The sequence below is a fragment of the Oryzibacillus soli genome (genome assembly GCF_051594765.1).
Taxonomy (GTDB): domain Bacteria; phylum Bacillota; class Bacilli; order Paenibacillales; family NBRC-103111; genus Paenibacillus_AR.
Window position 1 is genome coordinate 65,516 of record NZ_JBPPGJ010000005.1, and the last position, 15,261, is coordinate 80,776.

The 15,261-nt window shown below is 57.5% G+C and carries 17 protein-coding genes and 1 tRNA gene; all 18 read left to right on the forward strand.

Features of this window, described 5'->3' with window-relative positions; translation table 11 throughout:
- The first annotated feature begins 132 nt into the window (after positions 1-132).
- The 18 genes from spoIVA to trpE all read left to right on the forward strand — a co-directional run bounded on the left by spoIVA (position 133) and on the right by trpE (position 15,230).
- Positions 133-1,611, forward strand: a complete 1,479-nt coding sequence (spoIVA, locus tag ACSEXW_RS07965; protein WP_438445596.1) for a stage IV sporulation protein A — start codon at positions 133-135, stop codon at positions 1,609-1,611.
- 254 nt (positions 1,612-1,865) lie between these two features.
- Positions 1,866-2,138 (forward strand): non-specific DNA-binding protein Hbs, encoded by a 273-nt coding sequence (gene hbs, locus ACSEXW_RS07970; RefSeq protein ID WP_438445597.1) that lies wholly within the window; start codon positions 1,866-1,868, stop codon positions 2,136-2,138.
- Between the two features lie 187 nt (positions 2,139-2,325).
- Positions 2,326-2,402, forward strand: a tRNA-Pro gene (locus tag ACSEXW_RS07975).
- A 124-nt stretch (positions 2,403-2,526) separates the two neighbouring features.
- Positions 2,527-2,748: a trp RNA-binding attenuation protein MtrB gene (gene mtrB, locus ACSEXW_RS07980; RefSeq protein WP_438445598.1), complete on the forward strand. Its 222-nt coding sequence runs from the start codon at positions 2,527-2,529 to the stop codon at positions 2,746-2,748.
- 102 nt (positions 2,749-2,850) lie between these two features.
- Entirely contained in the window at positions 2,851-3,363 is a 513-nt protein-coding gene (locus tag ACSEXW_RS07985) for a hypothetical protein (RefSeq protein WP_438445599.1), read from the forward strand.
- Positions 3,364-3,480: 117 nt separating this feature from the next.
- Positions 3,481-4,344 carry a heptaprenyl diphosphate synthase component 1 gene (locus tag ACSEXW_RS07990; protein WP_438445600.1) on the forward strand — a complete coding sequence of 288 codons (864 nt, stop codon included), beginning with the start codon at positions 3,481-3,483 and terminating at the stop codon, positions 4,342-4,344.
- A gap of 12 nt (positions 4,345-4,356) precedes the next feature.
- A complete protein-coding gene (locus tag ACSEXW_RS07995; protein ID WP_438445601.1) occupies positions 4,357-5,100 on the forward strand; it encodes a demethylmenaquinone methyltransferase in 744 nt (247 codons plus the stop codon).
- Complete coding sequence (locus ACSEXW_RS08000; protein WP_438445602.1) at positions 5,090-5,956, forward strand: UbiA-like polyprenyltransferase; 867 nt, start codon at positions 5,090-5,092, stop codon at positions 5,954-5,956. The genes ACSEXW_RS07995 and ACSEXW_RS08000 overlap by 11 nt, the downstream gene beginning before the upstream one ends.
- The gene (locus ACSEXW_RS08005) at positions 5,956-6,597 is read left to right on the forward strand and encodes a UbiX family flavin prenyltransferase (protein ID WP_438445603.1); all 642 of its coding nucleotides are present in this window, start codon (positions 5,956-5,958) and stop codon (positions 6,595-6,597) included. The genes ACSEXW_RS08000 and ACSEXW_RS08005 overlap by 1 nt, the downstream gene beginning before the upstream one ends.
- Positions 6,563-7,420: a menaquinone biosynthetic enzyme MqnA/MqnD family protein gene (locus ACSEXW_RS08010; protein WP_438445604.1), complete on the forward strand. Its 858-nt coding sequence runs from the start codon at positions 6,563-6,565 to the stop codon at positions 7,418-7,420. Before ACSEXW_RS08005 ends, ACSEXW_RS08010 begins: the two co-directional genes overlap by 35 nt.
- Positions 7,417-8,391 carry a polyprenyl synthetase family protein gene (locus ACSEXW_RS08015; RefSeq protein ID WP_438445605.1) on the forward strand — a complete coding sequence of 325 codons (975 nt, stop codon included), beginning with the start codon at positions 7,417-7,419 and terminating at the stop codon, positions 8,389-8,391. The genes ACSEXW_RS08010 and ACSEXW_RS08015 overlap by 4 nt, the downstream gene beginning before the upstream one ends.
- A gap of 96 nt (positions 8,392-8,487) precedes the next feature.
- Complete coding sequence (gene ndk, locus ACSEXW_RS08020) at positions 8,488-8,931, forward strand: nucleoside-diphosphate kinase (protein WP_438445606.1); 444 nt, start codon at positions 8,488-8,490, stop codon at positions 8,929-8,931.
- Between the two features lie 153 nt (positions 8,932-9,084).
- Positions 9,085-9,858, forward strand: a complete 774-nt coding sequence (locus tag ACSEXW_RS08025) for a CheR family methyltransferase (protein WP_438445607.1) — start codon at positions 9,085-9,087, stop codon at positions 9,856-9,858.
- 86 nt (positions 9,859-9,944) lie between these two features.
- Positions 9,945-10,109, forward strand: a complete 165-nt coding sequence (locus ACSEXW_RS08030; RefSeq protein WP_438445608.1) for a hypothetical protein — start codon at positions 9,945-9,947, stop codon at positions 10,107-10,109.
- A gap of 590 nt (positions 10,110-10,699) precedes the next feature.
- The gene (gene aroC / locus ACSEXW_RS08035) at positions 10,700-11,863 is read left to right on the forward strand and encodes a chorismate synthase (protein WP_438445609.1); all 1,164 of its coding nucleotides are present in this window, start codon (positions 10,700-10,702) and stop codon (positions 11,861-11,863) included.
- 4 nt (positions 11,864-11,867) lie between these two features.
- The gene (aroB, locus tag ACSEXW_RS08040) at positions 11,868-12,974 is read left to right on the forward strand and encodes a 3-dehydroquinate synthase (protein WP_438445610.1); all 1,107 of its coding nucleotides are present in this window, start codon (positions 11,868-11,870) and stop codon (positions 12,972-12,974) included.
- A 3-nt stretch (positions 12,975-12,977) separates the two neighbouring features.
- A complete protein-coding gene (gene aroH, locus ACSEXW_RS08045) occupies positions 12,978-13,346 on the forward strand; it encodes a chorismate mutase (RefSeq protein WP_438445611.1) in 369 nt (122 codons plus the stop codon).
- Positions 13,347-13,688: 342 nt separating this feature from the next.
- Positions 13,689-15,230, forward strand: coding sequence for an anthranilate synthase component I (gene trpE / locus ACSEXW_RS08050; RefSeq protein ID WP_438445612.1), 1,542 nt, complete (start codon positions 13,689-13,691; stop codon positions 15,228-15,230).
- The last annotated feature ends 31 nt before the right edge of the window (positions 15,231-15,261 follow it).

Consider the following 15,261-nt stretch of genomic DNA (forward strand, 5'->3'; position numbering starts at 1 on the left):
GGCTGTCTACATATATTTTTACTAGTCCAAAAGATGGTACGAGTGTGGCCGCTCCGCGGTCCCGCCAGGCATCTTTCATGGTTCGTATGACAGACGCCGAACCCGTTAATCAACCTGTAGGAGGGGATCTTTTTGGAAAGAGTCGATATCATTAAGGACATTGCCGAACGAACCGGCGGGGATATCTACCTGGGGGTCGTCGGTGCGGTGCGTACCGGCAAGTCCACGTTTATCAAGCGCTTCATGGAGTCCGCCATCATCCCGAACATCAAGAACGAATCGGACCGCGTCCGCGCCATCGATGAGCTGCCGCAGAGTGCTGCCGGCCGCACCATCATGACTACGGAGCCCAAGTTCGTCCCGAACAATGCGGTTCAGATCGCCGTGGCCGAAGGCCTGAACGTCAACGTGCGCCTGGTCGACTGCGTCGGCTATGCCGTACAAGGGGCCAAGGGGTACGAGGACGAAGCCGGTCCCCGCATGATTACGACCCCCTGGTTCGACGAGCCGATTCCCTTCCAGGAAGCCGCGGAGATCGGCACCCGCAAGGTCATCCAGGAGCATTCCACGCTGGGCGTGGTCATCACGACGGACGGCAGCATCTCCGAGATTCCGAGATCTTCCTATGTGGAAGCGGAGGAGCGGGTCGTGGCTGAGCTGAAGGAGGTCGGCAAGCCGTTCATCCTGATCATCAACTCGATGAAGCCGGACAGCGAGCCTGCCCAGGAGCTTCGTTCCGAGCTGTCCGCCAAGTACGATATTCCGGTACTGGCACTCTCCGCCGCCTCCATGAACGAGGATGACGTGCTTGGCGTCCTCCGTGAGGTTCTGTACGAGTTCCCGGTCCATGAGGTGAATGTGAACCTTCCGAGCTGGGTCATGGTTCTGGAGGAGAAGCACTGGCTGCGCAGCCAGTTCGAGACCTCCGTCCGCGACACGGTGCAGGATATCCGCAGACTCCGCGACGTAGACCGCGTAGTGGGCCAATTCGGCGGCTATGAGTTCATCGAACGGGCGGCGCTGGCAGATATGAACATGGGCCAGGGCGTGGCGGAAATCGACCTTTACGCGCCCGACGAGCTGTATGACAAGATCCTGATGGAAGTGGTCGGTGTCGAGATCCGGGGCAAGGACCACCTGCTCCAGCTGATGCAGGAGTTCACTCACGCCAAGCGGGAGTATGACCAATTCGCCGAAGCGCTGGAGATGGTCAAGACCACCGGCTACGGCATCGCGCCTCCGACGCTGGCGGAGATGGCTCTCGACGAGCCGGAGCTGATCCGTCAAGGCTCCCGCTTCGGGGTGCGGCTGAAAGCGACGGCGCCTTCCGTACATATGATCCGGGTGGACGTGGAGTCCGAATTCTGCCCGATTATCGGTACCGAGAAGCAGAGCGAGGAGCTGGTCCGCTACCTGATGCAGGACTTCGAAGAGAACCCGCTGAAGATCTGGGAATCCGATATCTTCGGCAGGTCCCTGCACTCCATCGTGCGCGAGGGAATCCAAGGCAAGCTGGCCATGATGCCGGACAACGCCCGCTACAAGCTGCAGGAAACCTTGGGCCGGATCATCAACGAAGGCTCCGGCGGCCTCATCGCCATCATCTTGTAAGCAGCCGACACACCGTCAAAATGTGTCCTAGGACACAATTGGATCAAAGCTCTGGCCTCAGGCCGGGGCTTTTCTGTTTCGGAAGAGCGAAAATTGATTCTTTTTGTCGGAATAAAGGCCTATTTATAAGATTCTGCTCTTGAAATTGGATCGGACGTGTATTACTATAAATTTGTTCGTTTTTTTCCAATGAACAGGTATAATATAACAAGTTTCGGTTAACACCAGTAATAGACCGGGGGGAGGTGAAAGGCATGAATAAATCCGATTTGATCGCTAAGGTTGCGGAAGCTTCCGAGCTCTCCAAAAAGGACGCTACGAAAGCTGTCGAAGCGGTATTCGAAGCAATCACCGAAGCATTGCAAAGCGGTGACAAGGTTCAGCTGGTTGGATTTGGTAACTTCGAGGTTCGGGAGCGTCAAGCCCGCAAAGGCAGAAACCCCCAGACCGGAGAAGAGATCGAAATCGCGGCTAGCAAGGTACCTTCCTTCAAGCCCGGCAAAGCACTGAGAGACGTAATCCAATAATTCTCTCTCGTACATATTCGAGACCTTCCTAAACCGTGTGCCCTTCGGGGCCCACGGTTTTTCAATGGGGCCGTGCCCGACCCAAGCCGGGTTTCTCCAAAAACTTTTGGCTCAAAGTATTGACTTTCTCTTTGAAATGCGATAGACTCATTTTTGCCGCCGAAAACGCGGCTACCTGATATGGCATCGGGGTATAGCGCAGCCCGGTAGCGCGCACCCTTGGGGTGGGTGAGGTCGCACGTTCGAATCGTGTTACTCCGACCATGATGAAGAAGACATCGTTATATGCGATGTCTTTTTCTTTTTGTGCGGGTGATTTGACAGACCCGGGGTTCATCCTTCATCATGGAGGTATCGAAGCTCTAGGAATACGGAGGAGTCTATTTCCATGCAGAACGAACACAGCGAATACTTCGTCATCAAGGCTAAGGACAACGGCGTCCATGTCATCGGGCTGACCCGCGGCCAGGATACCCGGTTTCACCATACCGAGAAGCTGGACAAGGGGGAGGTCATGATCGCCCAGTTCACGGATCATACCTCGGCGGTGAAGGTTCGGGGCAAAGCGCTGATCTACACGAAGTTCGGCATCATCGATACGGAAGAATAAAGGCCGCGGCAAGGGCGGCACTTCAGCGGAAGCAGGCATAGCCTGCTTCTTTTTTATGTACAATGGGTAGTAGACGAGTGTGGAAGAAGGGGGATCCGGCGCATGAAGGGGTTAACGAGGGCTGCTGCGGTGGTGTTGATATCGGTGTCCATAGCATGGGGGATGGCGCTTCTGCCCGATGCGGGCTCGAAGAAGGCCAATCCCGTGTTCCAGTCGGACCGGACGGAGAGACTGACCGAAACCAACATGGTCGACGCGCTGGTCGGACTGCCTCTCGAGCTTCGGATTGCCAAGGCGGATCTGAAGCAAAACGTGCTGTCGGTGGATCTTTTTCTTCCGAAGGGTGTGACGGGCGAAGGTTTCGTCTATCATGATTTATATGAGCTCACGCAGTTTGCCTGGGGCAAGACCACGAATGTGGAGCGGGTGCTCATCCGGATCCTGCTGAAGACCGGAGATGAGCGGGCGGAGCGGGTGCTGCTCGTCGCGATGGAGGCGAAGCGGACCCAAGCGTTGCCTGGTGAGCGGAAGCCGGCCACCGTCCCTGAGCTGCGCGGTTTCCTGGAGAGTCGATACCACTTCACATACACGGCCAAATGGAAGGATCAAACCTGAAGGATATGGATTTCGCCATAAGTTTCACAAAATCGTGCGACACTTAAGCGGTTATGCTATAATTAGATGCTGTAGATTTTTTGTGCTATTTTTCACTCAATCTTCGGAGGCATTCGGATGAACGCATTTCACATACCGGAATTGGCTAAGCGGTTCACAGATTACGACATGATCCAAACTCACACGGAGCTGCCCGATTTTCCGGCGTCCCGAACACGTCTATTATGCGCATTCCTGGAGCAGGATCCCCAAGCGGGCAAGAATGGGGAGCTCTATGCTCTGGCGGCTTCTCTGGTGCAGATGGGAATCGATACGCATGAAATGGTATCCGTTTCCAATGATGTCAAGGAGAAGAAGGCGGTCCGCTCGCGCCAGCTCAAGGTGCTGGCCGGCGACTATTTCAGCTCGGGCTTCTACCAGCTTCTGTCCCAAGCCGGTCAGATTGACATGGTGAAGCAGCTCTCCGCAGCCATCTGCGAGGTGAACCGGTTGAAGATGACCTTCTACATGCGCATGAAGCAGCTGAAGCTGACGGCTGAGGATTACATCCACCAAGCGGTGAAGATCCGGATCCAGCTGTTCGAGCACTTCAGCCGCCTGATGGAAGGCGTGCAGCATAAGCTGTGGCCGGAGATTCTCTACGGTGTGGCCCAATGCGAAGTATTGGCGGGTGAAATCATCCGAAGCGACGATCCGAAGGCATTCCGCGGCAGCTGGGGCTACTGGCTGATTCTGCAGAACGGTACCCGCGACGAACGCAAGCACTTGGAATCCTCCGAGCACGAGGAGAGCAAGGTTCGTCCCATGCTGCTGAAATACAATATCAAAGGCCAGCTGTACACCATGCTGGAGGAACAGGCTCTCCTCGTATTGGACAAGGCCAAGCAACTGGATTCCGAGAAGCTGGTGCAGGAGCTGGTCCATATCGGCGAGCCCTTCCTCCGCATGGTGAGACAGCCTAAGGTTCTGGAGGAACGGTGAGGTGGCATCACGATGAGCAGAGCGAAGACAAAAGAGCAGTTTGTCCATGAGGTGTTCGAGAGCATCGCTCCTAAGTATGATCTCATGAACGACATCATCAGCTTCGGACGCCACAAGCCGTGGCGGAAATTCACCATGAAGAAGATGAATGTGAAGCCGGGAACTACCGCGATCGATCTGTGCTGCGGCACCTGCGACTGGACCATCAGCCTGGCGGAGGCCAGCGGGACGGGTCAGGTGGTCGGCCTGGACTTCAGCCGCAACATGCTGGACTTCGGCGACCGTAAGATCAAGACCTTGGGTCTCGACAAGCAGATCACCCTGGTCCAAGGCAACGCCATGAGCCTCCCCTACGAGGACAACACGTTCGATTATGCCACCATCGGCTTCGCCTTGCGGAACGTGCCGGATCTGGTGCAGGTCATCAAGGAGATGCACCGGGTGGTCAAGCCAGGAGGACTGGTGGTATCCCTGGAGCTGTCCAAGCCTACCTGGGAGCCCTTCAAGTCCATCTATTACTTCTACTTCCGCCGGTTACTGCCGCTTATGGGCAAGCTGATTGCGAAGCGCTACGAGCAGTACCGCTGGCTTCCGGAATCCCTGGTGCACTTCCCCGACCATAAGGAGCTGGCCCGGATCTTCCGGGAGACCGGGTTGGACCGGGTCGAGGTGTATCCTCTGGCGGGCGGTGTTGCGGCCGTTCATATCGGGACGAAGCCGGAATCGCCGGGAGGAGGGATCAACCTTGCTCCGTAAGGTGAAGATATTCCTGGAAATGATTAAATTCGAGCATACGCTGTTCGCACTGCCCTTCGCATATATGGGAGCGGTGCTCGGGTCCGTGGTGGTCTTCGGCCACCTGCCTTCCTGGGCGCAGATCGGATGGGTCAGCCTGGCCATGGTGGGCGCCCGTACGGCAGCCATGAGTCTGAACCGGCTGATTGACAAGGCCATCGACGCCAAGAATCCGCGGACGAAGAACCGGGCCATTCCTGCCGGGCTCTTGAATACGGCGGAAATGATTGTTTTCATTGCGGTCTCATTCCTGTTATTATTCTGGGCTACATCGCAGTTAAGCTCCCTGTCCATGAAGCTCTTGCCCATCGCGGTCTTTTTCCTGGTCTTTTATTCATATACCAAACGCTTCACTTGGCTGTGCCATGTGATCTTGGGCATGACCATTGCCTTGGCTCCTCTCGGAGGCTGGGTTGCCATAACCGGCAAGATCGATCTGGTGTCGTTGGTGTTCTATATCGCGGTTGCCAGCTGGACTGCGGGCTTCGACGTCATCTATGCCTGTCAGGACGAAGACTATGACCGGAAGGAAGGACTTTATTCCATTCCAAGCCGATTCGGTGTCGCTGCCGCACTGAGGATTGCCCGCGGGATGCATATCGTAACGGCACTCGGTCTCGGAGCGCTGTATTTCATGACCGATCTCAGCTGGTGGTACTTCGCCGGACTGGTGATCGCTTATGCGCTGATGGTCAAGGAACACCGGTTGGTTAAGCCGAATGATCTGTCCAAGCTTAATACGGCCTTCTTCACCATGAACGGCGTGTTGAGCGTCGTCATGTTTGCCTTTACCTTACTCGACGTGGTGGTGCGCTGATGCCCGGAACGGGAAGCAAGCCTTGGATTGTGGGTATGACCGGCGCCAGCGGCGCCGTTTACGGGGTGCGGCTGTGTCAGGTCCTGCTGGACTCAGGCGTCGATGTTCATCTGGTCGTGACCGATGCGGGCTGGCGTGTGCTGAAGGACGAGATGGGGTGGAGCCTGTCCGACCGCCAAGCGGCCCTAGAGGAGCACTTCGGCGGACGGGGAGGCAAGCTGCGGGTTCATGCCGTGAAGGATATCGGGGCTTCCATTGCAAGCGGCTCCTTCCGTACGGCGGGAATGGTCATTGTCCCTTGCTCCATGGGAACCTTGTCCGCCATTGCGCGGGGGGCCTCGGACAATTTATTAGAACGCGCGGCGGACGTCATCCTGAAGGAGGGACGGCCGCTTCTGCTTGTTCCCCGGGAGACGCCGCTGCATGCCATCCACCTGGAGAACATGCTGATCCTGGCGAGGATGGGCGTGAAGATCGTTCCGGCCATGCCGGGCTTCTACCATCTGCCTTCGACCCTACAGGAGGCGGTGGATTTTATGGTGGGCAAGGTGCTGGACCTGATGGACATCGAGCACGATTTATACACAAGATGGGGAGAGCATGAACATGAGCGAGCGTCCGATCCGAATCGGCCGGATTGATTATACGAACGTGTGGCCGGTGTTTCATCATTTCGCGGAGAGCCGATTTGCCGGCCGGCTGGAGCTGGTACTGCAGGTTCCGGCACAGCTGAATCGCGGTATGGCGGAGGGCTCCATCGACATGGGGCCTATTTCCAGCTTTGCGTACGGCGAGCACGCAGACGAGTACGTCCTGATGCCGGACCTGTCGGTCAGCGCCTGGGGCAAGGTGAATTCCATCCTGCTGTTCCACCGCAAGCCTCTGGAAGAGGTCGCACAGGGCCGGATCGCCTTGGTGAACACATCGGCTACCTCCGTTAACCTGCTGAAGATCCTGATGGAGCGCTTCTACGGCGGCAAGCCGGAGTACTTCTCCTATCCGCCGAAGCTGGACGAGATGATGGAACAGGCGGATGCTGCCCTGCTGATCGGAGACGATGCCATACGCTCCTCCTGGGAGAACCACGGATACCGCGTCACCGATCTGGGCGAGGAGTGGAACCGCTTGACCGGCTGTTGGATGTCCTTCGCGGTGTGGGCGATCCGGCAGGAAACGGTAGAGCGGGAGCCCGGCCTGGTGGCCGAGATCTACCGTTCCTTCCTGGAGAGCAAGGCAAAGGGTCTGAAGGATCCGACCGGTATGATCAGCCGGGCCGTGGAGACCGTAGGCGGCACCGAGGAGTACTGGCATCGTTATTTCGGACAATTGAACCACGATTTCGGCCGGCCCCAATGGGAAGGACTCTCGCTGTACTTCCGCTACGCTTATGAACTGGGCCTCTTGAAGAACCTTCCCCCGATCCGGATATGGAACGAGAATCAGATACTGCAGGTGACAGAATGAAAATCGTCGATATTTACGCAAGGCTCAAACGGGATTTGAATCTCATCGAGAAGGAGCTGGAGGGGAACGTCCGGACGGACCATGCCATGCTGAGCGAAACCTCCCTGCATCTTCTGAAGGCAGGCGGGAAGAGGCTGCGTCCGGTGTTCGTGCTGCTGGCCGGACAGTTCGGGCAATACGACATGGGGCGGCTGAAGCACGTCGCCGTGCCGATGGAGCTGATCCACATGGCGTCGCTGGTTCACGACGACGTCATCGATGATGCGGAGACGCGGAGAGGGCAGCTGACGGTCCGCTCCAAGTGGGACAACCGGATCGCCATGTACACCGGCGATTACATCTTCGCCAAAGCGTTGAATGTCATGACCCAATTGACGAACCCCCGGATCCACCAGGTCATGTCCCATGCGCTCGTGGAGATGAGCATCGGCGAGATGGAGCAGATCCGGTTCTTCTTCCATTCCAACCAGCGGGTTCGGGACTACATGCTTCGGATCAAGCGGAAAACGGCTCTGCTGATCGCCATCAGCTGCCAGCTCGGCGCCATGGCCGCGGAAGCGGGGGAAGAGATCAGCCGCCGGCTGTACGATTACGGCTATTATGTCGGCATGGCGTTCCAGATCCGTGACGACGTGCTGGACCTGTGCGGGACCGAGGAGCAGATCGGCAAGCCTCCGGGCAGTGACATCAAACAGGGGAATATTACGCTTCCCGTCATCTATGCCCTGCAGGAGCGCGAGCTGCGCCAGGAGCTGCTGGCCGAGCTGCAGCGGATCCACGCGGCGGACGGTCAGACGGATGTGAGCCGGTTCCTCCACCTCATACGGGGGAGCGTGGGCTTGAAGCGGGCCGAGGAGCTGGCGGAGCGGTATATCGAGAAGGCCATCCGGACGCTGGACGGACTGCCCAACATCCGGGCCAAGGACGATCTGATCCGGATCGCCCACTTTGTCGGCAACCGTTCCTACTGATACCCAAATGCCGAGCCGGTTGCATGTTGGAAACATTTGGGGTAAACTGTAGTTATGTGATTTTTGTCATAACATAATCTTTTGAGGTGAACCCACTTGGAGAAGACGTTCCTGATGGTCAAGCCGGACGGCGTACAGCGCGGTTTGATCGGAGAAATTGTGAAACGGTTCGAGAACAAAGGCATGCAGCTGGTCGGCGCCAAATTGATGGTCATCTCCCGGGAGCAGGCGGAGTACCATTATGCGGAGCACCAAGGTAAATCCTTCTACGGCGAGCTGGTGGACTTCATTACATCCGGTCCCGTATTCGCCATGGTCTGGCAGGGCGATCAGGTTATTGCGCTGTCCCGCGCCATGATGGGCAAGACCAACGTTCTGGATGCCGCCGCCGGCACAATACGCGGGGATTATGCCCTGCACACCGGCATGAACCTGATCCACGGCTCCGATTCTCCGGAATCCGCCGAGCGGGAGATCGGCAACTTCTTCCGGCCTGAGGAATTGACCGTTTACGAGAAGCCGATTAACCGTTGGATCTAAGCGAAACAGCGCTTATTTGTACGTACATATGGCAATTCATTCCCGGGTTCGACAGATTCCGGGATTTTTTGCTGCCGCAAGCAGGAAAATGAGAGCTGCCCATGGAATACATTAGCGCAGATTTCAAGATCCATGCGGGAGGTCCCTGATCATATGGAAGATAAGGATTTTGCCTTATTCATTAAGAAGGTGAAGGAACACACGGCCATCGACCTCGCCCAGTACAAGGAAGCGCAGATGAAGCGCCGCCTGACCACGCTCCGGCAGAAGAAGGGCTACGATACGTTTGCCGCTTTTTTCGATGCGATGCTGAAGGATAAAACGCTCTTCTACGAATTCCTGGACCGGATGACCATCAACGTGTCCGAATTCTGGAGAAACCCGAACCGCTGGGAGGTGCTGGAGAAGCAGTTTATTCCTCCCATCGTGAAGGCCAGCCGCAAGCCCAAAATATGGAGCGCCGCCTGCTCCACCGGCGAGGAGCCTTATACACTGTCCATGATCCTGGCCGAGCAGGCCGGTCCGGATGCACAGGTTCTTGCAACCGATATCGACGAGGGCGCGCTGGAGAAGGCCCGCAAGGCCATATATCCCGACCGTTCCGTCCGGGACGTGCCGGCCAACTATCTGAAGAAATATTTCCGCCAGGACCAGCTGACCTACTGCATCACCGACGATCTGAAGCGGATGGTGAAGTTCCAGAAGCAGAACCTGCTGGTAGACACCTTCGACGAGGGCTTCGATCTCATCGTCTGCCGCAACGTCATGATCTACTTCACGGAGGAAGCCAAGAACCTGCTGTACCATAAGTTCGCCAAAGCCCTGAAGCCGGGCGGCATCCTGTTCGTCGGCAGCACGGAGCAGATCTTCTCTCCGGGCCAATACGGCATGGAGCCGGCCGAAACCTTCTTCTACCGGAAAAAGTAAGGAAATGTATAAGGCTTTCCAACATTTCCTATACTAGTCGTAGGAGGGGGCCGAGGGTGCCCCTAGTCGAACAGGAGGTTCTCGGTATGGACAAGCGGAAGGTAATCACCGCCTACCGTCGCGGGTTTATCTCGATGCAGGAATGCGCGCAGATCCTGGGCATTGATTCCGTGCAGATCATGGGGATGATGAACGACCCCGATCTGCAGGAGCCTTCGAGGGTGATGAACAAACTGCCGATGAACAAGTAACAAGGGAGTTGGACACGCTGCCGGGCTGGAGGGCAGCGTGTTTTCTTATATTTATCTGAAGATTCAGGTGACTTCGATGCCAGAGGGCACACCTGTGACGGACGGGAAGCATGGTTCCGCGGCCTTATCCGCAACCAACGGCACACATGCCGTTGACAGTCCGAAATAAACACAAAGACCCAAATCAAGGGCAAATATGCCGCTTGTTTCCCCATGTTGGGGAATAGGGGCTTCACCCTAAAAAATCAAAGGCATAAATGCCTTTCATCGAGACGGATGAAGGGGAAGCTGATGAACCAAGGGCAAATGTGCCGTTGATCAGACGGAAGGGGAGGGCCCATGGAAGGTACCGCTGAGCCGGTGGTGATAACTTTCGAAGAACCGTGGGCCATGGGGGCCGTAGCTTTGCTTGCATTGCTATAAACAAAATCTATTGCGAGAAACCCAACTAATAACAGCTTTTTGTTGTCAAACCAACACCGGGTGTACTATAATAAGGGCCATATATTAGTGCATAAAAGCGCTAAAGTGTTTGGAAAAATAATTTAGTGCACTAAAGTGAAAGAGCCTAAATAGAGGAGAGACGGTCTATGCGCTACTTAACAGCAGGCGAAACACACGGTCCACAGTTGACCGCGATCATTGAAGGATTGCCCAGCAATTTGAACGTATTGGCCGAGGACATCAACTTCCAGCTGGCCCGCAGGCAGAAGGGCTACGGCCGTGGCCTGCGGATGCAGATCGAGAAGGACACGGTCCAGATTGTCGGCGGCATTCGCCACGGCAAGACCACCGGTGCTCCTGTGGCGCTGGTCGTAGAGAACCGGGATTGGACCCATTGGACGAAGGTCATGAGCATCGAGCCGGTGGAGGAAGAGAGCGAAGGCAAGCGACGCGTCAGCCGTCCCCGTCCCGGACATGCGGACCTGAACGGCGGTCTCAAGTATAACCAGCGAGACCTGCGCAACATCCTCGAGCGCTCCAGCGCCCGTGAAACCACGGTCCGCGTGGCCGTTGGCGCCATTGCCCGGGCATTCCTGGCCGAGTTCGGCATCAAGGTAGCCGGACAAGTCATCCGGATCGGCGACGTAGAAGCCGTCCGGCAGGACCTGCCCATCGACGAGTTGATCCGCATTACGGAGGAGTCCCCGGTCCGTGTGGCCGATAAGGACGCCGAAGCCAAGATGGTGGCCGCCATCGATGCGGCCAAGGCGGACGGCGATACGCTGGGCGGCGTCGTAGAAGTCATCATCGAGGGAGCACCGGTCGGCCTCGGCAGCCATGTGCAGTGGGACCGGAAGCTGGACGGACGGATCGCCCAGGCGGTCGTATCCATCCAAGCGTTCAAGGGCGTGGAATTCGGCATCGGCTTCGAGGCGGCACAGCGGCGCGGCTCCCACGTGCATGACGAGATCCTGCACTCCGAGGACAAGGGCTTCGAGCGGCGCACTAACCGTGCGGGAGGTCTCGAGGGCGGCATGACCACCGGCGAGCCCATCGTGGTCCGCGGTGTGATGAAGCCGATCTCCACTCTGTACAAGGCGCTCCAGAGCGTGGACATCGACACCAAGGAAGTGTTCACCGCCCAGATCGAGCGCTCCGACACCTGTGCCGTACCGGCTGCAGGCGTCATTATGGAGAATGTGGTGGCCTGGGAAGTGGCCCAAGCCTTCCTTGACAAGTTCGGCGGAGACTCCATGGAGGAGATCCGCCGGAATTACGACAGCTACCTGGCCCAAGTAAAGGAGTACTGATCCTATGGGAACCGAGATCAAGGTACTGCCCGTCGACCTGGGCGACCGCTCTTACCCGATCTATATCGGAGAGGGCATCACGGCGGAGATCGGCCGGCTGTTCGCCGAGCGGGGGATTAAGGCGGCGAACCCGCTTCTCATCATTACCGACCGCAACATCGCCAAGCTGCACCTGGAGCGAATCGAGGGACTCCTGCAGGAGGCGGGCTACAAGACCGGCGTCTATATCGCCGAGCCCGGCGAGAAGACCAAATCCCTGGCCGTGCTGGAGGATATCATCGGAGCGGCTCTGGACGCGGGTCTGGAGCGCAACTCCGTCATCGTCGCCCTGGGCGGCGGCGTCATAGGCGACCTGGCGGGCTTCGTGGCCGCCAGCTACATGCGGGGCATCCGGTTCGTGCAGATTCCAACCACCATCCTGGCTCATGACAGCAGTGTCGGCGGCAAGGTGGCGGTGAACCATCCGAAGGCCAAGAACATCATCGGAGCGTTCCATCAGCCGGAGATGGTGCTGTTCGATACGGCGCTGCTGCAGTCCCTGCCGCCCCGTGATGTTCGCTCGGGTCTGGCGGAGATGATCAAGCACGGCTTGATCTGGGATGCGGACTTCACCGCCTGGTGCGAGGAGCATGCGGAGGAGCTCTTGGCTCTGGACCCGGCTGCGCTTCAGCACGGCTTGTATTTCGGCTGCGGCGTCAAGGCCCAGGTGGTCTCCCAGGATGAACGGGAGGGGGGCCTTAGGGCCATCCTGAACCTGGGGCATACCATCGGCCATGCGCTGGAGGCGGTTGCCGGCTACGGAGAGCTGATGCATGGGGAAGCCATCTCTATCGGCATGGTCGGGGCCGCCCGCTTGGCGGTGCGCCACGGTCACCCCGAGGAGATCTATACCGTGACGAAGCGCATCATGAAGAAGTTTGGGCTGCCGGTTCTCGTTCCCGCCCACTTCGATACGGACGCCATCATGTCCGCCATGATGCATGACAAGAAGTTCAAGGACGGGAAGATGGTCTTCATCATCCCTACTGCCATAGGCAAGGTCGAGATCAATAAGAGCGTCACCGCCGAATCCGTCCGGGAAGTGGTGGAGGAGCTCAAGAGGGAGGAATAAGCCGTGATGGTACGTGGCATTCGCGGAGCAACCACCGTTTCACAGGACGAAGAGAACGAAATATTGAGGGCCACCACGGAGATGCTCCTGAAGATCGTGGAAGAGAACCATGTGGTACCGGAGGATATCTGCAGCGTCTTCGTCACGACGACCGCGGATCTGACGGCGACCTTCCCGGCGAGAGCCATCCGGATGATGCACGGCTGGGAGCTGGTGCCTCTGATGTGCTCCCTGGAGATCCCGGTTCAGCCGAGCCTTCCCAAGTGCATCCGTCTGATGGTGCACGTCAATACGGAGAAGAGCCAGAAGGACATCGTCCATGTATACCTGAATGAAGCCAAAATTTTGCGTCCTGATATCATTCGTTCCTAATGTCGGTATTGACGGTTCAGATTGCCTTGCGGTATAGTAGGTACCAAGCAGAGTGAGTAGAGTCGAGTTGCAAGGATGCCCGCACAGGCGGGGATCTTGCAGATGAGCAGAGCGAGTGTTACAGGTGAGTCAGTTGAGCTTAGGAACCAGGGGCTGCAGGCCCGTTGGTCTCTCTGTTAATTCCGTCGGGCCGTGTAGTTGCTGTTGGCCTGATCGGGTTTATTTCTCATACCGACCTGACCGGCATATCGCCTACGACCGCCTCTACTGATGCAGTAGAGGCGTTTTTTATTTATTCGGACTCTATAGATTGTACAGCACAACGTAAAGGAGAAGGTGACCATGTACGCTCCAGAAGTCCGGGAAGTGATCCGCTTGGCGCGGGACTATAATCTGATTCCGGTGGTCCGCCACCTGTTGGCCGATACCGAGACGCCGATCCGGGTGTTCCAGCAATTCTATTCCGAGAAGCGGGCGTTCCTCTTGGAAAGCGTGGAGGGCGGCGTCAAGTGGGCGCGCTACTCCTTTATCGGGACGGATCCGTTCCTGACGGTCAAGGCCAAGAACGGCGTCACCGAGGTGTTGAACGGCAAGGACCATAAGCGGTACGAGGACAAAAAGCCCATCGAGGTGCTGAAATCCCTGCTGCGGTCCTACAAGAGTCCGTCGCTGGAGGATCTGCCCCGGTTCACGGGAGGAGCAGTCGGATTCTTCGGGTACGACCTGCTTCAATATTACGAGCGGCTGCCGAAGCACCGGATCGACGATCTTCAGATGGACGACATCCAGTTCATGTTCTGCGATCAAGTCATCGCGTTCGACCACTTCAAGCAGCAGCTCAAGGTCATCGCCAATGTCCACGTGCCCCTGGGCGCGACGGCTGAAGAGATCATCCGGGCTTATGATGAGACCTGCGCCAAGATCGACGCCACCATCGCGAAGCTGACCCGGCCGATCCCGGCCAACCGGATGGTGCACCGGCCGATTCCGGCGGACGTGGAGCTGGGTGAGATCCAGTCCAACGTGACGAAGGAGACGTTCATCGAGAATGTGAACACGGCCAAGGAGTATATCCGGGCCGGCGATATTTTCCAGGTGGTGCTATCCCAACGGTTCGAAATCACGACGGACGTGGAGCCACTGGAGGTCTACCGGATCCTCCGCACCATGAACCCGTCCCCTTACATGTATGTGCTGAAGATGGACGACGAGATCATCGTCGGCACCTCGCCGGAGCTCTTGGTCCGCGTTGAGGACGAACGGGTGGAAACCCGGCCCATCGCCGGCACCCGTCCCCGGGGCAGAACGCCGCAGGAGGATCTGGAGCTGGAGCAGGATCTGATGGCCGACGAGAAGGAGCGGGCGGAGCATCTGATGCTGGTGGATCTGGGCCGCAACGATCTGGGCCGCGTCTCGGAGTTCGGCTCCGTCAAGTGCGACACCTTCATGGAGATCGAGCGGTATTCCCACGTCATGCACATCGTCTCCAACGTGTCCGGACGGATCCGCAAGGACAAGGATTTCTTCGACGCCTTCCTGTCCTGTATGCCGGCGGGAACGGTATCAGGCGCTCCTAAGCTGAGAGCCATGGAGATCATCGCCGAGCTCGAGAATGAAGCCCGCGGCGCCTATGCGGGGGCCATCGGCTACCTGGGCTTCTCCGGGAATCTGGACACCTGCATCACGATCCGGACCATCATCTTCAAGCATGGCAAGGCCTATGTGCAGGCAGGAGCCGGAATCGTGTGGGATTCGGTGCCGGAGAAGGAATACGAGGAAACCTGCAACAAGGCGAAGGCGCTGCTGAAGGCCATACGCACGGCGGAAGCCGTATTCTGCGGGGAAGAGCCCGTGTCGGTGAACGCGGATTACTACTTGAAATAAGCACGGATCGCAGGAGCGGAACAAAGGGAGG